This window comes from Marinobacter azerbaijanicus (assembly GCF_030250645.1).
Lineage (GTDB): Bacteria > Pseudomonadota > Gammaproteobacteria > Pseudomonadales > Oleiphilaceae > Marinobacter > Marinobacter azerbaijanicus.
Genome location: NZ_JASSVS010000024.1, coordinates 1 through 17779, shown reverse-complemented (window position 1 = coordinate 17779; position 17779 = coordinate 1). Strand labels below are relative to the sequence as shown.

Here is a 17779-nt window from a genome sequence, read left to right as displayed (position 1 = left end):
TGTCGCGTTACGGTGCTCGATGGAAGCGACGACTCACTGCGCGCCTCACGAGGGAACGCCGGTCTCACCTGGGTGCAGGGCAAGGGCGCAGGCATGCCAGCCTATGCCGAACTCAGTTTCGAAGCGAGCCTGGCCTGGCCTGAGTTTGCCGCTGAACTCGAGGGGCGCACCGGGTTAGACCTCGAATACGAACACAGGGGTGGGGTCGATCTCTGCTTCAATCAGGAGGAAGCAGAGGCACGTCAGCGCGAGTACTCGGCGATCCAGTCGACATCCCCCTACCTGTCGCGACAATTCCGTTGGCAATATCTCGACCGTACGTCGCTTGCCTCATACCTCCCGGGGCTCGGCGAAGGCGTGCACGGTGGTACCTGGTCGCCCCATGACGGCCATTGTAATCCCCTGTATCTACTGCGCGCGCTGTTTTCAGCCAATATCGGGCTCGGGCTCGATTATCGTCCTGGCTGCGAGGTGCACTTGCTCACTCCCCTGATGAATGGCTTTCGAGCGGCGACTACGCACGGCACCTACGAAGCTGAGCGCCTTATCCTTGCTGCTGGTCTGGGCAGCGCAGCATTGGCGCCGATGCTGGGGCTCAGTGGGGCGGTGCGTCCCGTGCGCGGCCAGGTCTTGGTGACTGAACGCCTGCAAAAAATTGCCCAACTGCCGACCCCACAGATTCGACAGACGGCTAGTGGCGCGTACTTGATCGGGGACACTCAGGAAGAGGTCGGTTTCGACAGGGGGGTGACCCTGCCGATAATGCAGCAATTGGCCGATCGCGCGGTGCGAATCTTTCCGTTTCTCGCCCATGCGCGACTGGTGCGCTCGTGGGGGGCGCTGCGCGTAATGACACCGGATGGCCACCCTCTCTATGAAGCTTCACGGCAATACCCCGGGGCCTATAGCCTAAGCAGTCACAGCGGTATCAGCCTGGCAGCCTTCCATGCCGGCCGTCTGGCTGAATCCATCCTGTAAGACAACCTAAGTTACGAATATGCAAAGTTCTCCGGCGCGAGGTTCTCTCGCTCCGCCCTCAACCCATAGCGGCATAACAAGATCGGCCTGGAATCACCCACGCACATACGACAAAATAAACTGCGAGGATACAAAATGCGAATTCATACCCTCACCACTCTGCTGTTGTCAGCTGCCCTGCTAGGAGGAGTAGCCAATGCAGAAGATAAGCCGCTGCGCATCGGTGTCGATGTACCCTATGAGCCCTATCAGTACAAGCTGCCGGACGGCACTATTACTGGTTTCGAAGTAGAACTCGTCAATGCTGCCTGCGAGCGGATGCAGCGCGAATGCGTATGGGTCGAGCAGTCCTGGGATGGCATCATTCCGGCTCTTCAAGCGCGAAAGTTCGACCTCATTGCGTCGGCGATGAACATTACCGAGGAGCGCTCTAACCAGGTTCTGTTCTCGGATCCATATTATCAGGTGCCTTCTGTCTGGGTCGGCAAGGCTGACACCAAGCACGATTTGGATGGCTCGCTTGAGGGCACGGCGATAGGCGTCCAGCAAGCGACCATCCAGGACGAGTACGTAACTCAGTTCTACCCTGATGCTGAGATCCGGCGCTACGCTGATTCTGGTTCGGTGGTTGCCGACATGCACGCTGGACGACTCGACCTGGTGTTCACCGCATTCCCCCTGGCACAGGAGACCATGCTCACCGACGAACGCTTCACTCGGCAAGGCGAACTTGTGACCGGCCCTGAATCAATCTACGGACCGGGAATCGGCGCCGCTTTCCGTCAACGTGACGACGCGTTGGCAGAAACATTCAATGAAGCCATGGCCGGATTGAAAGCAGACGGCACCTTCGATCAGGTCTTCGAAAGCTACTTCGGCGACTAGATCGTATAGTTCATTATTTTTATAGGTGGCTGGGTGGGCCTTGCCCCCTGGCCTCGGTCCGTTTAATGGGTGCCCGTACCTGACTCTCCAGTCGACGGGTATTTAATCGGGCGTGGCTTGGCTGCTTCTAAGCTAACCACGAATTGCACTTGGATAGTCGATATCGCGGATCACCCCCGGATCCGCTACCGGCATGGCAATCACCCTGTCGGAAAACCGGACGAGAACCGGCCTGGCCCCCAGAGCATCATGGTTGGCGGCCAGGCCAGGCCAGAAGTCACGACCGAAGAAGACCGGATGTCCGGGCATATCACGGTAGAGGGGTCTGACGATGGTGTCGGCTGCGGCTCGTCGAGCCAGCCGCTGGCAGGTTTCGGGCCTCACCCAGGGCATATCGCCCAGCCAGATGGCGACACTGTGGACATCACAGCGCGACAACGGCTGGTCGAGCTCCCGAAAGGCATGGGCGATGCTACCACCCAGCCCCACCGGGGCCGCGGGCCGGATGACCAGCGCCATGGCCTCGGGAATTCCCAGATCGGCGGGCGCCACCTGGGTATTCACCACCACCCTCACCTGCTCGAAGGCGTCCATGGCGGCGGCCAGGGTAGTGGCGAGCAGCGTGCGACCGTCGGCGAGACGCGCCAGTCGCTTGTCACTGCCGAAGCGCCGGGAGTGCCCTGCCGCCATGATCAGGGCCAATGAGTGCTTAGAGCGCATCTCGCGCCTTGCCCCGATGGACCCGAACGATATCGGCCATGACCGCCAGGGCGATTTCGGCCGGCGTCTTGCTGCCGAGACCAAGGCCAATGGGCATGGTGATCCGGGCGACCTGCTCGGGGCCGAGCCCTCCAGAGCGGAGCAGCCTTTTCTCGCGCTGACGTGAGGTCTGCCGCGACCCCATGACGCCGATATAGAAGGCGTCGGTGCGCACGGCCTCGATCATCGCCAGATCGTCGATGCGGGGGTCATGGGTCAGGGCCACCACTGCGGTGGCGGCATGGCAGGCACCCGAGGCAATGAAGGTCGAGGGCAATACTGCCTGCACCTCCACCCCCGGTACCGCAAACGCCCGGCGCGCCTCCTCGCGAGGATCGCAGACGATGACCTCGAAGCCGAGGGTACTGGCGAAGCTGGCACAGGCCTGGGAGACCGGCGAAATGCCCGCGATGATCAGGCGCAGTGCCGGGCCGATGCGCACGCCGATAATGTCTTCCTCCCGCAGGATGGCGGGCCCCGGCGCCTCGGCCAGCGCGAAGTGCGCCCCGCGACCATCCAGCGGCACACGCCGAATCAGGGCTCGTCGGCCGAGCAGGGTGGCATGCACCACCTCCAGGTGGGTCAGGGTGGCCGCGTCAGGCTCCAGCCGCTCCACCAGCACCTCTAGGCTGCCTCCGCAGGGCAACAGCACACGGCTCGACCCCGGAGCCTCCCCCTGGTCGCCATACCGGATCCGTTGCACCGGCTCGCTGAATTCCCCCTGGCGCAACCGCTCGAGAAAGTCCTCCTCCACACAGCCACCGGAGAGCGATCCCAGATGCTCACCGTCCTGACGTGCCACCAGCATGGCGCCGGGCTCCCGGGGCGACGAGCCAAAGGTGGCCAGCACCGTGCACAGCCATAGACGATGGCCCCGGTTGGCCCACTGCAGGGCGCGCTCGATGACCTGCAGATCGAGATGCTGCATCAGCCGATCGCCTCAACCGGAGCCGACCGAGCAGCAGCCAGGGTGCGGCGCACCACCTCCGGTGTGAAGGGGGGATGGGTGAAGCGTACCCCGGTGGCATCATAGAGGGCGTTGGCGATGGCCGGAGCGCCGGGCAGGGAGGTGGATTCCCCGACTCCCAGCGGCGGTGCCTCGGGGCGCTCGAGAAGCATGACGTCGATATCAGGCAGCTCGGAGAACCGCAGGATCGGATAGCCGCCCCACTCCCGGCTCACCGGCAGCCCATCCTCGAAGGAGACCCGCTCCTTGAGGGTCCGGCTCAGCGTCTGGATGACGTTGCCATGCACCTGATGACGCACGCCGGCCGGATTGACCATGAGGCCGGCATCCTGGCCCACGACCAGCCGCTCGATGACGATGCGTCCACTCTCGGGGTGCACCTTCAGCTCCACCACCCAGACCGCCAGGGCCGCACCGAAGCCGGGAAACTTGCTGTGCACGTACTGGGCGTAGGCAACCCCTCGCCCATGGTGCCAGCCCTCGACCACCCGGAGCGAGGAATGGGCGACCCGAGGCTGCCAGCCCGCTCGCTCGGCCACGGCCTCGGTCAGCTCCACCGCGCGCGGGTCGGCCAGGTAGCGTAGCCGGTAGGTCACCGAATCCTCGCCGGCCAGCTGGGCCAGTTCGTCGATATGGCTCTCATGCGCGAAGGTGTTGGGCATGGCCGAGACCCCACGCAACCAGGAGGCGCGCACCAGGGTCGGCACGTCATCACAGGCGATCTGCCGATGCGGGTAGCGATAAGGCGGGACCGAGGTACGATCCCCCATCTCGAAGGGGATATCGCTGGGCTTGACGGTACCGGTCAGCAGCAGGGCCAGGGTCGGGGCATTGTTCGAGGGGTAGCGGGCGACGAAACGATAGCCCGCCGGGCTGCCATCGGCGTTCAGTCCCCCCTCGACCTCCATCAACTGGGCCGCGCCCTTGGGCTCCCAGCCATGCTCCTGTTCCCGGGTCAGCTGTACGCGTACCGGCCGCTCCACCGCACGCGACAGCAAGGCAGCATCGCCCCCTACATCGTCGGCACAGTTGCGGCCGTAACAGCCAGAGGCTTCCATACGTGTGATGGTGATAACGCCCTCATCGAGCCCCATCAGCCGCGACAGATCAGCGCGCAGGCTATGGGGATTCTGAGTGCCGGACCACACCCGCAACCGGTCGTCACGATAGTCGGCCACCGAGCAGGAGGGGCCGATGGAGCCGTGCAGCTGGAAAGGCCAGACATAGGTGCGAGATACACGATGGGCAGCCCGGGCCAGCGCCTCCGCCACGTCGCCCTCTTCCAGCAGGTGACGCCGTTGGGCCGGCAGCTCTCGCAGAGCCTGCTCCAGGTCGTCGAGCCGTGCCAAGCCCTCCGGCTCGCGCCAGGTGACCTTGAGCTGCCTGGCCGCTGCCGCGGCCTGCTCCTCACGCTCTGCGACCACGCCCACGAAATCGCCGATCACCACTACCTGGATCAACCCGGGCATGCCGGCGACCGAAGCCTCATCCACCGCCACCAGGCTGTTGCCGACAAAGTCGCCGCGATCATGGCCGGTATAGGGTGGGCGGATCACTCGACCATGTAGCATGCCGGGCAGGCGCAGGTCATGCACGAAAGTCAGCTTGCCGACGGCCTTGTCGGGAATGTCCACCCGCGGCGCCGGCCGCCCTACCAGCCGATAGTCACCGGCTGGCTTGAGCGGTACCTCATCGGCGAGCTTCAAGGCATGACGCTCGCCGTGGAGAAGTTCACCGTAACTCACGGCGGCCCGCCCCCTCTCGAGCGGCAGAATGTGTCCCTCGACACACCGCAGGCCGCCTCGCTCTATGCCAAAGTGGCTCGTCGCCAGATCCAGCAAGTATTCGCGCGCCTGGGCTGCCGCACGCCGCAACGGCTCGGCGGTGATCTGGATGGTGGCGCTGGCGATGGTCGGCCCCTGGTTGGGTACCTCAAAGGGATGGCCCAGCACCATGGTGACCTGCTCGAAGGCGACCTCCAGCTCCTCGGCGACGATTTGGGCCAGGGCCGTGCGAATGCCGGTACCCAGATCCACGTGGCCGTTGAAGGCCATCACCCGACCATCCGCGAGCACGGCGATAAAGAGCTCGGGCTCCGTGGGTATAAAATCAGAGTGTGCGCCCGGTTGGCCCGGCGCCGGCTTGGGCGGCACCACGGGCTCTCGGTAGACCACCAGCAGGTCGGTCCCATGGAGGAGCGAGTGTCGGTCCGGCAGTGATATGGACGCCATTCAAGCCTCTTTATCTGTTATCGGTGGCCAGGAACGCGATACGGTGGAAGCAGCGAAACGGCCTGAAAGGAGCCAGACCAGTTTGCTCTGCTCACCATTTAGTTATAGTGTATACACCATAAATAAGCACGAATGCCCCATCGCCTGCAAGCCTATGTCGCGCCTGCGTTGACGCTCGAGGCTGCTCTGCCCCGCCACCAAGGCCATACTCGGCGTTGACACCGTGACAGCCAGAGGTCGTCGACAGCACACCAAGGATGCTCCATGACTACAGAGACGCCAGCTCACGCCGCCATGTCCAGCGACCACCGAACCCCCGCCGAGCAGGGTTATGACTTCTCCGAACAGGTTGGTCACCTGCTGCGCAAGGCCTACCAGCGCCATACGGCAATTTTCCAACGCTACAGTTGTGACAAACAGCTGACCGCGATCCAGTTCGTCACCCTGTGCACGGTCATGGAGCGTGGACCAAGCTCGCTCACTGAGATCGTCAATGCCACCGCCATCGATCCCGCCACGATCCGCGGGGTTATCAAGAGGCTCAAGGCACGGGAGTGGATCACTCTGACCACCGATCCCAGCGACCAGCGCAAGGTGATGGTGGTCATCACCGAGGCGGGAGAGACCCTGGTCGAGACCATGGTGCCCATCGCCAAGCAGATCAGCGATCAGACCATGAGCAACCTCAACCCCGCCGAGCGTATCGCCCTGATACATCTGTTGGAGAAGATGAACGCCGACGGTTGAGGTGGCCGCCCGACCGCCGTCGGCCGGGTCGGGTCAGTCATGCCGCAAGTGGTTCAGCGTCTCGTCGAGGGAGACTACGTCGCCGTACTTGCTGTCGATATCGAACAGGTTGGCCTCGTGGGGGGCGGGGTGGCGATCACCGACGCAATCGCGCACCACCATCACGCGGAAGCCATGCTGCAGGCCGTCCACGGCGGTGGCACGAATGCAGCCGCTGGTCGAGCAGCCGGTCAGGATCAGGGTATCCACCCCCATGGCCACCAGCGTCGGGGCCAACGAAGTGCCGAAAAAGGCGCTGGCGTACTGCTTGGTAATCACCAACTCATCGTCAGACGGGATCACCTCCTCGCAGAATGTTGCATAGGGGTTGCCCGGCACCATGGCACGCATTACCGGTGCCTTCTTGACCCAGATGCCTCCATCACGCTGGTCCTGCGCCAGGTAAAGGATATTGGTATGGATAACCGGCACCCGGGCCTCGCGCGCCGCCACCAACAGCCGCGGCATCCTTGCTACCGCCTCTACCACACCCGGGGCATAGAGCGGCGAGCCAGGCGTGGTGTATCCCTGCATGAAGTCGACAACCAATAGAGCGGGCTTGTTACCGAAACCGATCCGGCCATCCCAGACGCCTTTGTAGTTGTCGCTGGCTTCCTGAGCGTGTTGCGTCATGACGATCTCCTCAGTAGGCGCCCGACAGCAGAGCGCCGGCTCCCGGCACCACCGGTTCGAGATCGAGGGCCTTGAGCATGGCATAGGTAGTAGCGATAGCCGCGGTGACCACCGGCTTGCCAGTGATCGCTTCAACCTTGGAGACGGCGGCCAGCGAGGGCATCTGCACACAAGCAGAGAGCACGATGGCATCCACGTCGCTGTAATCGAGGCCGGCGACAATCTCCGGCAAATTATCGGGATTGTGGCGAGCCACGTCGAGGTTATTGGGAATCTCCAGCGCGCGGTAGTCGACCACCTCGACGCCCTCCTCACGGATATAATCCACCACCATCTCGGTAAGCGGCTTCATGTAGGGCGCAACCACTACCACGCGCTTGGCCTTCATTACGCCCAGGGCATCCACCAGGGCGCCGGCACTGGTCACCACCGGAGTGTCGCAACCGTTCTCCTCGGTGCGGCTACGCAAGCGCCGTTGGGATTCGCGGTGGTATCCCGGCCCCATGGACATTATCGCCACCAGGCAGGCATAGCCCATCACATCCACAGCCGCGTCGGAGAGCTCCAGCGCACAGCGGTCGGACTCGGCATCCATGGCAGCCAGTTCATCCTTGCTCACGGTCTTCATGCGCATGCGGCTGGAGTGGAAAGTGAAACGCTCGGGGCGAATCAGTTGCCTCGCAGCCAGCATCGCGGGAATTTCCGTCTCCATGGTGATGTTGGAGCTGGGTACGATCTGGCCGATACGGTATGTCTTGGTCATGGCGCAAGGCCTCTCTCAGAGTTCAGTGCCCAGGAAGTCCTCGAAGGCGGCGAAGAAGCCCTCGTAGTCGTCCCAGGGAATCATGTGTCCCGCCCGCTCGGCAGTGGTGATGCGAATCGACGGCAGCAGTTCGCGGATCTCGGCACGATCTTGATCCTGAATCACCCCGCCCTTGCCGGCGCAGATCAACAGCGTCGGCACCGTCACACCGGGAAGGTCCTGGTGGATATCCACGCTGTGGAACTCTTCGAAGGCCTGGACGATGGCTGGCTCGTAGCAGGTATGCAGCCATTCGGCGCGCAGGCGCAGCTGGTCCTCGCTCCAGGTCGGGCAGTACCGACGCATGGTCTCGAGGTCGGCCCCCCGGATGCAGTCGCGGATCGAATCCACGTACCAGGGCAGTTTGCTGGGGTACTCGCGGCGCCCCGGACCGGAGACCGGTGGATCGATCAGCACCAGCTTGTCGATGTCTCGAGCGCCCCGGGACAGGGCACGCAATGCGAAGCGGGCGCCCATGGAATGGCCGGCAAGAATGACACCCTCCAGCCCCAGCGCCGCAATGAACGCGCTCACGTCATCGGCACAGGTATTGGTGTCGTAGTCGAGTTCGGGACCGCTGGAGGAGAGACCCCGGCCGCGCACGTCGAGTACATAGGTATCGAAGTGTCGGCCAAGACGCTCGGCCACGAATCCCCAGGTCACGGCCGGGCTGGTGATACCGGGAATCAGCACCAGCGGCTGGCGAGTGGCCGATGCCTCTCCGCCATAGCGCAGGTAGTGCTGGCGAATGCCATTGGCCTGGACGTTGGCGCCGTACAGGAAGGTACTGCTCATGCCGGACTCTCCTCATCGGTGTGCTGCAGCTGCTTGAGCGGCACCTCATAGACGTCATAGCCGAAGACCCAGGCCGGGTCTTCGTCATGACGCAGCCAGGTGTTGTCATGGGAGACCTTCTGCACGCGGGAGGCGCGCTCGAAGCGGTTAGTACGGTACAGCTCGAAGGCATCCTGATAACGGTCCGCACCGACCTCTTCCAGGCAGCGCACCAGCATGGCGGCATCCTCGATGGCCATGGCGGCACCCTGGGCCATGTGCGGCTTCATCGGATGGCAAGCATCGCCAAGCAAAACCAGGCGGTTTTCATGCCACAGTGGCAGGGGGTTACGCTCGAGCAGCGGCCACTTGGTGACCGTCTCGGTGCAGTCGATCAGTGCCTGGACCGTGGGGTGATAACCCTCGAAGGCCTTGCGCATCTCTTCGCGAGAGCTGTCCACGAAGGAGGTACCGTGATTCCACTCCGGCTCCGGTACCCCGGTGACGTAGTAGTATTCCTTCTCATCGCCGGTCACGAAGTAGACCATCATGTGGCGATCCTCCGACCACCACTTCACGCACGCCTCGAAGTCGAGGTCATAGGCCTTGAGCTTCTCTGCCGAGATGATCGCGCGATGGGCGACCCAGCCGCTGTAGGTAGGCGCCTCGGGCCCCAGCAGCTTCTCGCGGATGCGTGAATTGACGCCATCGGCACCGATCACCAGGTCGGCCTCGTCGGTAGTGCCATCGGCGAAGGTCATGATCACCTTGTCGCCGTTGTCGTCGACGTCCACCAACCGCTTGTCGAAGTAGAGCCGCTCCTGATCCAGGGTGCTTACCATCAATTCATGCAGGTCACCGCGGTGCACGGTGATATAGGCCGCACCGTACTCTTCGCGTGCGAAAGCGCCGAGCGGAATGCGCGATAGGTACTCACCGCTCCTGCCATCGCGACTGAACCAGTGCGTCGGGTGGGAGCCCATGGCGTTGAGCTTGTCCTCGATGCCGATGCGACGCATCACCTTCATGACGTTGGGACCGAGGTGAATACCGGCACCCAGCCGGGAAAAGGCCGGTGCCTGCTCGTAGACCCTGGTGTCGTAGCCAGCCTGCTGCAGGAGCGCACCCGCTGCGGCGCCTCCGAGACCTGCACCAATAACGGCAATTTTTCGATTCTTGGTCATTTACTCCACCTGTTTGATTTTATTGATCTTCCTCGATGCCCAAAGGGCAGAGGGCATGCGCAGAGCGACTCTTCGTCGGGGGGCGCTCCAGCATGGGGCACACGCCGGGGTAAAACGAGGCTCAACTACAACGTATACACCATTTATTTTTACGTCAAGCACCGTTTACCTGATCGTCTCGCCGAGCGCACACATCAGGAGAAAAAGAGAAGAATCTTGACCAAAGCCCATGAGACGGTAATTTTTCGAAGGAAAAGCATGATGCAGATCATAGCTTGCAGAAACAGGACGCAAGGTGCTATATGTGTAGAAACCTAAAATTAACAGCGTATACACTGAATTCAATCAGCACATCCGGATCCGCAAAGGGAAGCGCAGGGTGATGCCTGAACTGGCTCCTTCAGGAGTCGATAAATGTGGATAGCGCCAAGAATAACGACGAGTCCCTATGACCGAAGCGATCTCCCTGACTGTTAATGGCCGTTCCTACGAGCTGGCAATACCGCCGGACACCCCCCTGCTGACCGTCCTGCGCAATGACCTGGAACTCAACGGCCCCAAATACGGCTGCGGCCTGGGCGAGTGCGGTGCCTGCAGTGTGCTGATCGACGGCATGGCCGCCCGAGCCTGTGTGCTGCCGGTTTCGGTCGCGGTCGGGCATGAGATCCTTACCCTCGAGGGCCTGGCCAGCGAAGGCCGCCTCGACCCAGTCCAAAGCGCCTTCATCGAGGCCCAGGCCGCCCAATGCGGCTACTGCCTCAATGGCATGATCATCAGCGTGCGCGCTTTGCTCAATCACACCCCTAGGCCCTCATCAGCCCAGCTGCGGGCCGCTCTGGAGTACAACCTCTGTCGCTGCGGCACTCACGTGGAGATTCTCGAGGCGGCGAGTCGCGCCGTGGCAATCAGCACCGCCGAGTCTCCGGAGGCGCCCCATGAGTGATCGGCAGCCCCCCACTTCCCGGGCTGAACCCACAGAGCTCCCCGCTCCGCTTGCGTCGCCCAAGCGCTTCGGTGTAGCGGTAAGGCCGCCCCACTATGCCTGGAACGGCGAGCACTTCGTCAGCGATCGACTGGTAGCCGTGGATCGGACCAGCGTGGCGGGCCTGCCGGGCCAAGTTGAAATCGTCATCGAGGGTGATTTCGTGGGCGTGGTGGCCGACAGTCTGGCCGCGGCGCAAGACGCTGCGCGGCACCTGAGGCTCGAATGGCGGGCGCCCTCCGGGGCCGGTCAAGGTGACGCCACCCCGCTTCCCGTGGCAACCGGGGCGGCATCCCGGGAGCTGGCGGCGGAATATGCCAAGACGGCCTCGTCCCATCGACATGACTATGGCTGGCCGAGCCGACTTCGCTGGGGCGATACCCCCGGCTGGGTGGTGGCCGACTGCTCCGATCAACGTCTGATGCTGTGGGGTGAAACGATCACGCCCGAGGCCTTGATTCACGACCTGATGACCCTCACCGGCCTGCCGGCCGAGCGGATCGAGCTCTACGGGACCACCCCGACGCGGGTCTCCGGCCTGGGGCGTCACTGTGGTGACGATGCCGCCGTGGATGCCGCACTGATGTCCCGGCAACTGGGCTGCTCCGTGGCGGTATGGCTGGATGCCGCCTATACCCGTGACGTGCATGCCCTGGGACAGGCACAGTGCATCACACTGAGCGCCGACCTGGCGGAGAGCGGCGATATCGCCGACTACCGCTATCATCAGGCCCATGCCTCGGGCGATATCGCTGCCGTGGGCCTGTGGCTCTGCGGCAGGCCGCCCGCCCGGCGGACCGTGGCCGGCAGAACACCGTTCTTCTCGCCTTATGACTTCAATAACGCCCAACTGACCACCCGTCGCGACGATCATGGCACCGGTCGGCGCAACGAGCACCTCGCCGAGATCCAGCAGGCCTTTGCCCGGGAATCCTTCCTGGACGAGGTGGCCCACGAAAGTGGTCAGGATCCTCTGATGCTGCGTCTACGTCACCTCGACGATGCTCGTGGCGTCGAGCTGATCTCTTCGGTGTCGCAGCGCGCCCGATGGGGCGAAGCGCTGTCGTCCGCCACTACCACATCACCGGATCGGCTGCGCGGTCGCGGTTTCGCCTATTCACAGCTGCCTGACCGGCATCAACGCATCCCGGAAGGCGTGCGTTCGGCCTGGATTGCCGACGTGGAGGTGAACCGTATTACCGGTGACGTGACCTTGACTCGGCTGGTGGTCGGCCAGGACGCCGGCCCTGAGGTAGACACGGATCGCCTGCAGCAGACACTGCAGGCCCGGGTGCTGGGTAGCGCTCGCCCACTGCTGGGACGCGACCCGGCATTCGACGAATGGGGCGATGGCAGCAAGGACGATAAGAATGTCGATCCGACGCCCGGGGGTGCGCTGGCAATCCACACCGCCATGGCAACCAAGGAGAGCGCAGACGCTGAGGCAACGACCTCGCTGCTCCAGCCACTCGACGACGTGAATCTTGCACCCGGCGTGGCGGTGATCGCCAATGCGCTGTTCGATGCCACCGGCGTGCGCTTCCGCCAGCCGCCCTTCACCGCCGGCCGCGTACGTCAAGCTCTCCACGACCAGGCCGATTCCTTGCAGGAAGAGACACCCGGCAGACCGACTAACCGCCCCGGGCGCCGTTGGCTCAAGGCGGCGGCCCTGACCGCAGTGGCCGGCACAGCGGTCATGGCCTGGCCCTGGAAGGGAGCTATCACGCCGATCAACCGCCCCGCAGCCAACCTCTATTCCGCCGAGACCATCGAACGTGGGCGCCTGGTGGCTGCGGCCGGCGACTGTGCGGCCTGCCATACCGTCGAGGGAGGTCAGGAGAATGCCGGCGGACGTGCCTTCGAGACGCCATTCGGAACCCTCTATAGCACTAACCTGACGCCCGACGAGGGGACCGGGATCGGCCAGTGGTCCTATGCGGCCTTCGAACGCGCCATGCGTCACGGCATCAGCCGCGATGGCAAGCATCTTTATCCGGCCTTCCCCTACACGGCCTTCGCCAAGATCAGCGATACCGACATGCAGGCGCTGTATGCCTACCTGATGGCCCAGCCCGCAGTAAGTGCCGAGACACCGGCCAATGCGCTGAGCTTTCCGTTCAACATCCGACCATTGATGGCCGGCTGGAACGCCCTCTACCACGACCCCAGCCCCTTCGAGCCCGATCCTGGCCAGAGTGAACTCTACAATCGTGGCGCCTATCTCGCCGAAGGCCTGGGGCACTGCAGCGCCTGCCATACGCCGCGCAATGCCATGGGGGCCGAGCGCAGCGGCCAATACGCCTTCTCAGGCGCCATGGTGGACGGCTGGGAGGCGCCGCCGCTCAATCGGCTGTCACGCTCGCCAATTCCCTGGAGTGAGGCCTCCCTCTACGACTACCTGCGCCACGGCGCATCGTCACTGCATGGTGCAGCCTCGGGCCCCATGGCACCGGTGGTGGCCGGCCTGGGCGAGCTACCGGAATATGACGTACGCGCCCTGGCCCACTATGTGGCGGTCCAGATGGACGCACCGGCAGGCGATAGCGAGACCGTGCAAGCCGACGCTGCGGTTCGCATCGCCACAGCCCAGAGCGGCCCCGCCGGCATGGAGGAGGGAGAGCGCCTGTTCGAAGGAGCCTGCGCCAGCTGTCATATGGAGAGTGGCGCGCCTTCCTTCACCAGCGCCCAGATCTCGCTGGCATTGAACACCAACCTACATAGCCAGCATCCCGACAATGTCATCCAGTCGATCCTGGGTGGAGTGCATGCCGATCATGTACCCGGTCTCGGCAATATGCCCGGTTTCGCCGACAGTTTCAGCGACTCCCAGGTCGTCAACCTGACGGCCTATCTACGGGCGCGTTTTGCGCCCGACCAAGCCCCCTGGCGAAACATCGAGTCGCGCGTGACGACGATTCGCCAGCATAACAACAGTCCTTCCCCCACCCCTAACGCAACAACAAGACGAGGTTGATCATGAAAAGAAGCAAGTGGATATGGCTGGTCTGGGCAGTGGTACTGCTCTGCTACCTGATTCCCTACACGCTGTTGACCGATGTGCAGGCATGGTATGGCAGCTTCCTGTTCTGGACGGTTGCCGGTCTCTCGGTCATCGCTCTGAACCTCTTCATCACCAAGGACTTCGAGGAGCACAGCAATGACTGAGTCACTGATCTGGTGGTCGATCGCCATCTATCTCTTGATTGCCATCGGCATCGCCATCCTGTCGCGCCAAGGCAAGTCGGAGAGCATGTCGGGCTACTTCCTGGGTAACCGGCAGATGAACGGATTCGTGTCGGCGTTGAGCTATAGTGCCACGACCTACAGTGCCTTCATGATGGTGGGGCTCGCCGGGCTCACCTACGCCGGTGGCGTCGGCGCCCTAGGCTTCGAGATCATCTACTTCGCGGGTGTCTCGCTGGTGGCCATCTTCGGGCCGAAGTTCTGGGCCGTGGGCAAGAAGTTCAACTTCGTGACCCCGAGCGAGATGCTGGGGCACCGCTACAACAGCAAGCAGGTCGCCATGGCGGTGTCGATCGCCAGTTGCGTCTTCCTGATCCCCTATGCGGCAGTGCAGCTGGCCGGGGTCGGCTACCTGCTGCAAGGCACCACCAACGGCGCCATTCCCTTCACCACCGGGATAATGCTGGCCACGGCGATCGCGATCTTCTTCTCCTATGTGGCAGGCATTCGCTCGGTCATGTGGACCGACTCGCTGCAGGCGATCATGATGATCGTCGCCTCGACCCTGGTCGCTTTCCTGGTCATCCAAGGTCTAGGCGGCTTCGCCGCTCTGTTCGATACCCTGGCCACCGAGCATCCCCAGTCTCTGACGGTACCGGGCTCCGGCCTGTTCAGCTTCATCACCTTCCTCGGCCTGACCATCCCCTGGTTCTTCTTCAGCCTGTCCAATCCCCAGGTCAGCCAGCGGCTGTTCATGCCCTCCTCGCTGCGCTCCATGCGGCAGATGCTGATCGGCTTCCTGGTCTTCGGCTTCATCTACACCCTAGTGTCGGTCCTCTGGGGCTTCTCGGCCCTGGCCGCCTTCCCGAGCCTGGAAAGCGCCGACCTGGCCACGCCATCGCTGCTGGCGTCCGAGTTCGTGCCGCCGGTGCTGGGCGTCATCGTGATGATCGGAATCATGGCCGCGGCGGTCTCCACCATCGACTCGATCATGCTGACCCTCTCCTCGATGCTGGCGCGTGACGTCTATGCCAATGTCAAACCGGGTGCCAGCGAGAAGCGTCAGCTGCTGGTCGGCAAGATCGTCATTCCGGTAATCGCGCTCATGGCGCTGGGCTTCGCCGAGCTGCAGCTCGATCTGATCGCGGTACTGTCGGTGGCGGCCTCCTCCGGGCTGGTGGCCATGGTGCCGGCGATCATCGGTGCCTTCTACTGGAAACGCGGCACCGCCGCCGGCGCTCTGGTGAGCGTGCTGGGCACCGGCGCCTTCGTTCTGTTCGTCTATGCCATCGGCAACTCCTTCCTGGGCCTTCCCGCTGGGGTATGGGGGATCATCGTCTCCAGCGTGCTATTCGTTGGCGTAAGCCTTGCTACCCAACCTTGCCAATCTTCTGCCGATAGTTTCATTGCAGCCATCAAGGAAGAGCTTTCGAAAAAGTCGCTGAAGCCTAAGGAAAGCGAGACGGAACTCCCACCTTTACTTCAGAGTAAAGTCCAGTAGCAATAAGAACACACTACATACAAATCAATAGCGTAATTAGCGCTCGACAGGGGGCGAAATCGCCCCCTCTCCTAGTGCGCTCAACTACCAAAGGCAGGAATGCCGTCCATCAGCTTTCACTCAAGCCAGATTCGCACGACGTATCCCAAACCTTGAACCTCAATCACCTACCTGAAGCGGAGAACATTATGGATCAGGCGAGCTTTACAGAAATTTGCCTTCATCAGCTAAAAATGTCGGGCGTTCATGAAGGCGAAAAAGTAATCGTACTGACACAGGGTAAAGAAAGAATCGACTACGCTGACGCATTCATGGCGGCAGGACAGAGGATTGGCGCTAAAATGTATCACATGCGCTTGCCAGCCCCACTACCTTCTGGAGGATGGAATGTAGGCGTAAACAGCTTATCGAGCATGCCTGACGCAGTTGAGGCATTAAAACAATGCGACATTTTGATAGACTGTATTTTTCTTCTTTTTTCACCAGAGCAAATGGCCATACAGGCAGCGGGGACTCGCATACTCACTGTCGTAGAGCCACCGGAACTTCTGGCAAGAATGCTTCCCAACCAAGAGCTAAAGGAGAAGGTCGAAATAGCCGGTGAGCTTCTTTCAAGAGCAAAGGTAATGCGAATCACCTCGGCTCATGGCACTGATGTCACATACAAACTAAACACTTACCCTACCGTCACAGAGTACGCCTGTACGGACGAGCCGGGACGATGGGACCATTGGCCGTCAGGGTTCGTCTTTACGGGCGGGGACGACGACGGCGTTGATGGACAGATCGTCGTTGCTCCTGGCGACGTCCTGCTGCCACAAAATATCTATGTCCGCGAGCCGATTACCTACACGATAGAAAAAGGGTGGATTACAGATATCCGAGGAGGACTAGATGCCGATATCGTTAAATCGTACATGAAAGATTTCAATGATGAACGAGGCTTTGGCATGAGTCACGTCGGCTGGGGAATGAACCGAGATGCCAAATGGCACAGAATGGTTCCAGGAGAGTTCCCTGGAGGCATGGGCATGGAGCCCAGAAGCTTTTATGGGAATGTCATGTTCTCAACTGGACCCAACAATGAGCTTGGCGGAACAAATGACACCGCCTGTCATCTCGACATCCCCATGAGAAACTGCTCTCTTTTTCTCGATGACAACCCCGTATTGATCAACGGCGACATTGTAGAAAAAGACATTGCAATTCGAAATAAATAGGATTAAAAGCCCCAGGTTAACTTTAACCTGGGGCGTACCACTTCATCCAGCAGAACGTCTCTACTCCTACGGCGTGATAATGATGCTTCTTAGACGAGCCCTTAACCACTCCGGATTACAACCTATCCAGGCGCTGGGTCAGCCATTCCCAAAGAGATGGCGAGTCCTCGCCGATGAAGACCAGCTGACTCTCGCCTTTCGACCAGTTTTCAAGCTCCCGGCTGGTCAACCGCCCCGCCGCACGCTGCAGCGCCAGCACGCTCCCGTCGCCAAGCTGGACGACGCCCTTGAAGCGCAGGATCTGTCTGGGCATGTCATGCAGCAGCGCACTCAGCGCATTCATGTCAACGGCCCCTGCGCGCTTCCAGCTGAGCGTCTCGAGCCCCAGGGCTTCGATGCTCGTCGCCGGGGAGGGACCCGAACGCACGCGGCGAAACATCGGCGTCTCGCTCGCTGCCGGCCAGACGACAAAATCCGCCGGGAGGGCTGCCTGACTGGCTCTCACGTGACGGGAGCCGGGCAGCAGGACGGCCTGTTCGAGCCGGGCAATGGTTGGCTCGTCCACCAGGTCGGTCTTGTTGATCACGACCAGGTCGGCATTGTCGACCTGGGAGAGGCCACCAAGTGCCGCAGGGCCGGGCTCAGGTCGGCAGGATCGAGTGCCGCATCGACCAGGGTGATGACGGCCTCCAGCCGGGCCCTGGCCCGAATGCGTGGGTAGTGCAGGACATTCACCACCCGCTCCGGATCCGACACCCCGCTGCACTCGATCAGCAGATGGTCGAGCTGCCCTCCGCGTCGCTTGATAGTCGATTCGATGGAAGCGGAGAGCTCACCCTGCAGGCTGCAGCATACACAGCCATTGATCAGGGTGATCAGGTCGTCACGACGCTC

General features: G+C 62.2%; 16 protein-coding genes and 1 pseudogene. 8 read left to right on the top strand and 9 right to left on the bottom strand.

Going from position 1 to position 17779, the window contains the following annotated elements:
* Together QPM17_RS22515 and QPM17_RS22510 are read left to right on the top strand one after the other, a co-directional pair.
* Positions 1 to 978, top strand: a 978-nt coding sequence (locus QPM17_RS22515) for an NAD(P)/FAD-dependent oxidoreductase (protein WP_285393968.1), incomplete at its 5' end; no start/stop codon positions are given.
* Between the two features lie 135 nt (positions 979 to 1113).
* Complete coding sequence (locus QPM17_RS22510) at positions 1114 to 1863, top strand: transporter substrate-binding domain-containing protein (protein ID WP_285393967.1); 750 nt, start codon at positions 1114 to 1116, stop codon at positions 1861 to 1863.
* Positions 1864 to 1995: 132 nt separating this feature from the next.
* On the opposite strand, the gene QPM17_RS22505 is transcribed toward QPM17_RS22510, so the two are convergent.
* The 3 genes and pseudogenes from QPM17_RS22505 to QPM17_RS22495 all read right to left on the bottom strand — a co-directional run.
* Complete coding sequence (locus QPM17_RS22505) at positions 1996 to 2583, bottom strand: nucleotidyltransferase family protein (protein ID WP_285393966.1); 588 nt, start codon at positions 2581 to 2583, stop codon at positions 1996 to 1998.
* Complete coding sequence (locus tag QPM17_RS22500) at positions 2573 to 3550, bottom strand: XdhC family protein (protein ID WP_285393965.1); 978 nt, start codon at positions 3548 to 3550, stop codon at positions 2573 to 2575. The genes QPM17_RS22505 and QPM17_RS22500 overlap by 11 nt, the downstream gene beginning before the upstream one ends.
* A 17-nt stretch (positions 3551 to 3567) precedes the next feature.
* Positions 3568 to 5820 (bottom strand): annotated as a pseudogene (locus QPM17_RS22495) (xanthine dehydrogenase family protein molybdopterin-binding subunit); the annotation flags it as partial.
* Positions 5821 to 6114: 294 nt separating this feature from the next.
* Between QPM17_RS22495 and QPM17_RS22490 the strand changes: the two are divergent.
* Positions 6115 to 6567, top strand: a complete 453-nt coding sequence (locus QPM17_RS22490; protein WP_285393969.1) for a MarR family winged helix-turn-helix transcriptional regulator — start codon at positions 6115 to 6117, stop codon at positions 6565 to 6567.
* Between the two features lie 33 nt (positions 6568 to 6600).
* Here QPM17_RS22490 and QPM17_RS22485 read toward each other — a convergent pair whose 3' ends face one another.
* From QPM17_RS22485 to QPM17_RS22470, 4 genes are read right to left on the bottom strand one after another with little or no spacing between them, the layout of a single operon-like run.
* The gene (locus tag QPM17_RS22485) at positions 6601 to 7239 is read right to left on the bottom strand and encodes an N-carbamoylsarcosine amidohydrolase (RefSeq protein ID WP_285393964.1); all 639 of its coding nucleotides are present in this window, start codon (positions 7237 to 7239) and stop codon (positions 6601 to 6603) included.
* Between the two features lie 10 nt (positions 7240 to 7249).
* Positions 7250 to 8002 carry a maleate cis-trans isomerase family protein gene (locus QPM17_RS22480; RefSeq protein ID WP_285393963.1) on the bottom strand — a complete coding sequence of 251 codons (753 nt, stop codon included), beginning with the start codon at positions 8000 to 8002 and terminating at the stop codon, positions 7250 to 7252.
* Positions 8003 to 8017: 15 nt separating this feature from the next.
* Entirely contained in the window at positions 8018 to 8836 is an 819-nt protein-coding gene (locus tag QPM17_RS22475; protein WP_285393962.1) for an alpha/beta fold hydrolase, read from the bottom strand.
* Positions 8833 to 9999: an FAD-dependent monooxygenase gene (locus QPM17_RS22470; RefSeq protein WP_285393960.1), complete on the bottom strand. Its 1167-nt coding sequence runs from the start codon at positions 9997 to 9999 to the stop codon at positions 8833 to 8835. Before QPM17_RS22470 ends, QPM17_RS22475 begins: the two co-directional genes overlap by 4 nt.
* 448 nt (positions 10000 to 10447) lie before the next feature.
* Between QPM17_RS22470 and QPM17_RS22465 the strand changes: the two genes are divergently transcribed.
* The 5 genes from QPM17_RS22465 (at position 10448) to QPM17_RS22445 (ending at position 16885) form a co-directional block, all read left to right on the top strand.
* Positions 10448 to 10942: a (2Fe-2S)-binding protein gene (locus QPM17_RS22465; protein ID WP_111414778.1), complete on the top strand. Its 495-nt coding sequence runs from the start codon at positions 10448 to 10450 to the stop codon at positions 10940 to 10942.
* Positions 10935 to 13955 carry a c-type cytochrome gene (locus QPM17_RS22460; protein ID WP_285393958.1) on the top strand — a complete coding sequence of 1007 codons (3021 nt, stop codon included), beginning with the start codon at positions 10935 to 10937 and terminating at the stop codon, positions 13953 to 13955. Before QPM17_RS22465 ends, QPM17_RS22460 begins: the two co-directional genes overlap by 8 nt.
* Positions 13956 to 13957: 2 nt before the next feature.
* Complete coding sequence (locus tag QPM17_RS22455; protein WP_285393957.1) at positions 13958 to 14146, top strand: hypothetical protein; 189 nt, start codon at positions 13958 to 13960, stop codon at positions 14144 to 14146.
* A complete protein-coding gene (locus QPM17_RS22450; protein ID WP_285393956.1) occupies positions 14139 to 15665 on the top strand; it encodes a sodium:solute symporter family protein in 1527 nt (508 codons plus the stop codon). The genes QPM17_RS22455 and QPM17_RS22450 overlap by 8 nt, the downstream gene beginning before the upstream one ends.
* Positions 15666 to 15853: 188 nt before the next feature.
* Positions 15854 to 16885, top strand: coding sequence for a 2,5-dihydroxypyridine 5,6-dioxygenase NicX family protein (locus tag QPM17_RS22445; protein ID WP_285393955.1), 1032 nt, complete (start codon positions 15854 to 15856; stop codon positions 16883 to 16885).
* A gap of 115 nt (positions 16886 to 17000) precedes the next feature.
* On the opposite strand, the gene QPM17_RS22440 is transcribed toward QPM17_RS22445, so the two are convergent.
* The gene (locus QPM17_RS22440) at positions 17001 to 17471 is read right to left on the bottom strand and encodes a GTP-binding protein (RefSeq protein ID WP_285393953.1); all 471 of its coding nucleotides are present in this window, start codon (positions 17469 to 17471) and stop codon (positions 17001 to 17003) included.
* A partial coding sequence (locus QPM17_RS22435) for a GTP-binding protein (RefSeq protein ID WP_285393952.1) occupies positions 17468 to 17779 on the bottom strand: 312 nt, incomplete at its 5' end. The genes QPM17_RS22440 and QPM17_RS22435, both read right to left, overlap by 4 nt.

What these genes read in the sequence shown, in the direction of transcription:
- QPM17_RS22450 (WP_285393956.1), top strand. Translation starts at nt 14,139, where the DNA reads ATGACTGAGTCACTGATCTGGTGGTCGATCGCCATCTATCTCTTGATT.
- QPM17_RS22500 (WP_285393965.1), bottom strand. Translation starts at nt 3,550, where the DNA reads ATGCAGCATCTCGATCTGCAGGTCATCGAGCGCGCCCTGCAGTGGGCC.
- QPM17_RS22505 (WP_285393966.1), bottom strand. Translation starts at nt 2,583, where the DNA reads ATGCGCTCTAAGCACTCATTGGCCCTGATCATGGCGGCAGGGCACTCC.
- QPM17_RS22465 (WP_111414778.1), top strand. Translation starts at nt 10,448, where the DNA reads ATGACCGAAGCGATCTCCCTGACTGTTAATGGCCGTTCCTACGAGCTG.
- QPM17_RS22485 (WP_285393964.1), bottom strand. Translation starts at nt 7,239, where the DNA reads ATGACGCAACACGCTCAGGAAGCCAGCGACAACTACAAAGGCGTCTGG.
- QPM17_RS22480 (WP_285393963.1), bottom strand. Translation starts at nt 8,002, where the DNA reads ATGACCAAGACATACCGTATCGGCCAGATCGTACCCAGCTCCAACATC.
- QPM17_RS22475 (WP_285393962.1), bottom strand. Translation starts at nt 8,836, where the DNA reads ATGAGCAGTACCTTCCTGTACGGCGCCAACGTCCAGGCCAATGGCATT.
- QPM17_RS22445 (WP_285393955.1), top strand. Translation starts at nt 15,854, where the DNA reads ATGGATCAGGCGAGCTTTACAGAAATTTGCCTTCATCAGCTAAAAATG.
- QPM17_RS22490 (WP_285393969.1), top strand. Translation starts at nt 6,115, where the DNA reads ATGTCCAGCGACCACCGAACCCCCGCCGAGCAGGGTTATGACTTCTCC.
- QPM17_RS22510 (WP_285393967.1), top strand. Translation starts at nt 1,114, where the DNA reads ATGCGAATTCATACCCTCACCACTCTGCTGTTGTCAGCTGCCCTGCTA.
- QPM17_RS22460 (WP_285393958.1), top strand. Translation starts at nt 10,935, where the DNA reads ATGAGTGATCGGCAGCCCCCCACTTCCCGGGCTGAACCCACAGAGCTC.
- QPM17_RS22455 (WP_285393957.1), top strand. Translation starts at nt 13,958, where the DNA reads ATGAAAAGAAGCAAGTGGATATGGCTGGTCTGGGCAGTGGTACTGCTC.
- QPM17_RS22470 (WP_285393960.1), bottom strand. Translation starts at nt 9,999, where the DNA reads ATGACCAAGAATCGAAAAATTGCCGTTATTGGTGCAGGTCTCGGAGGC.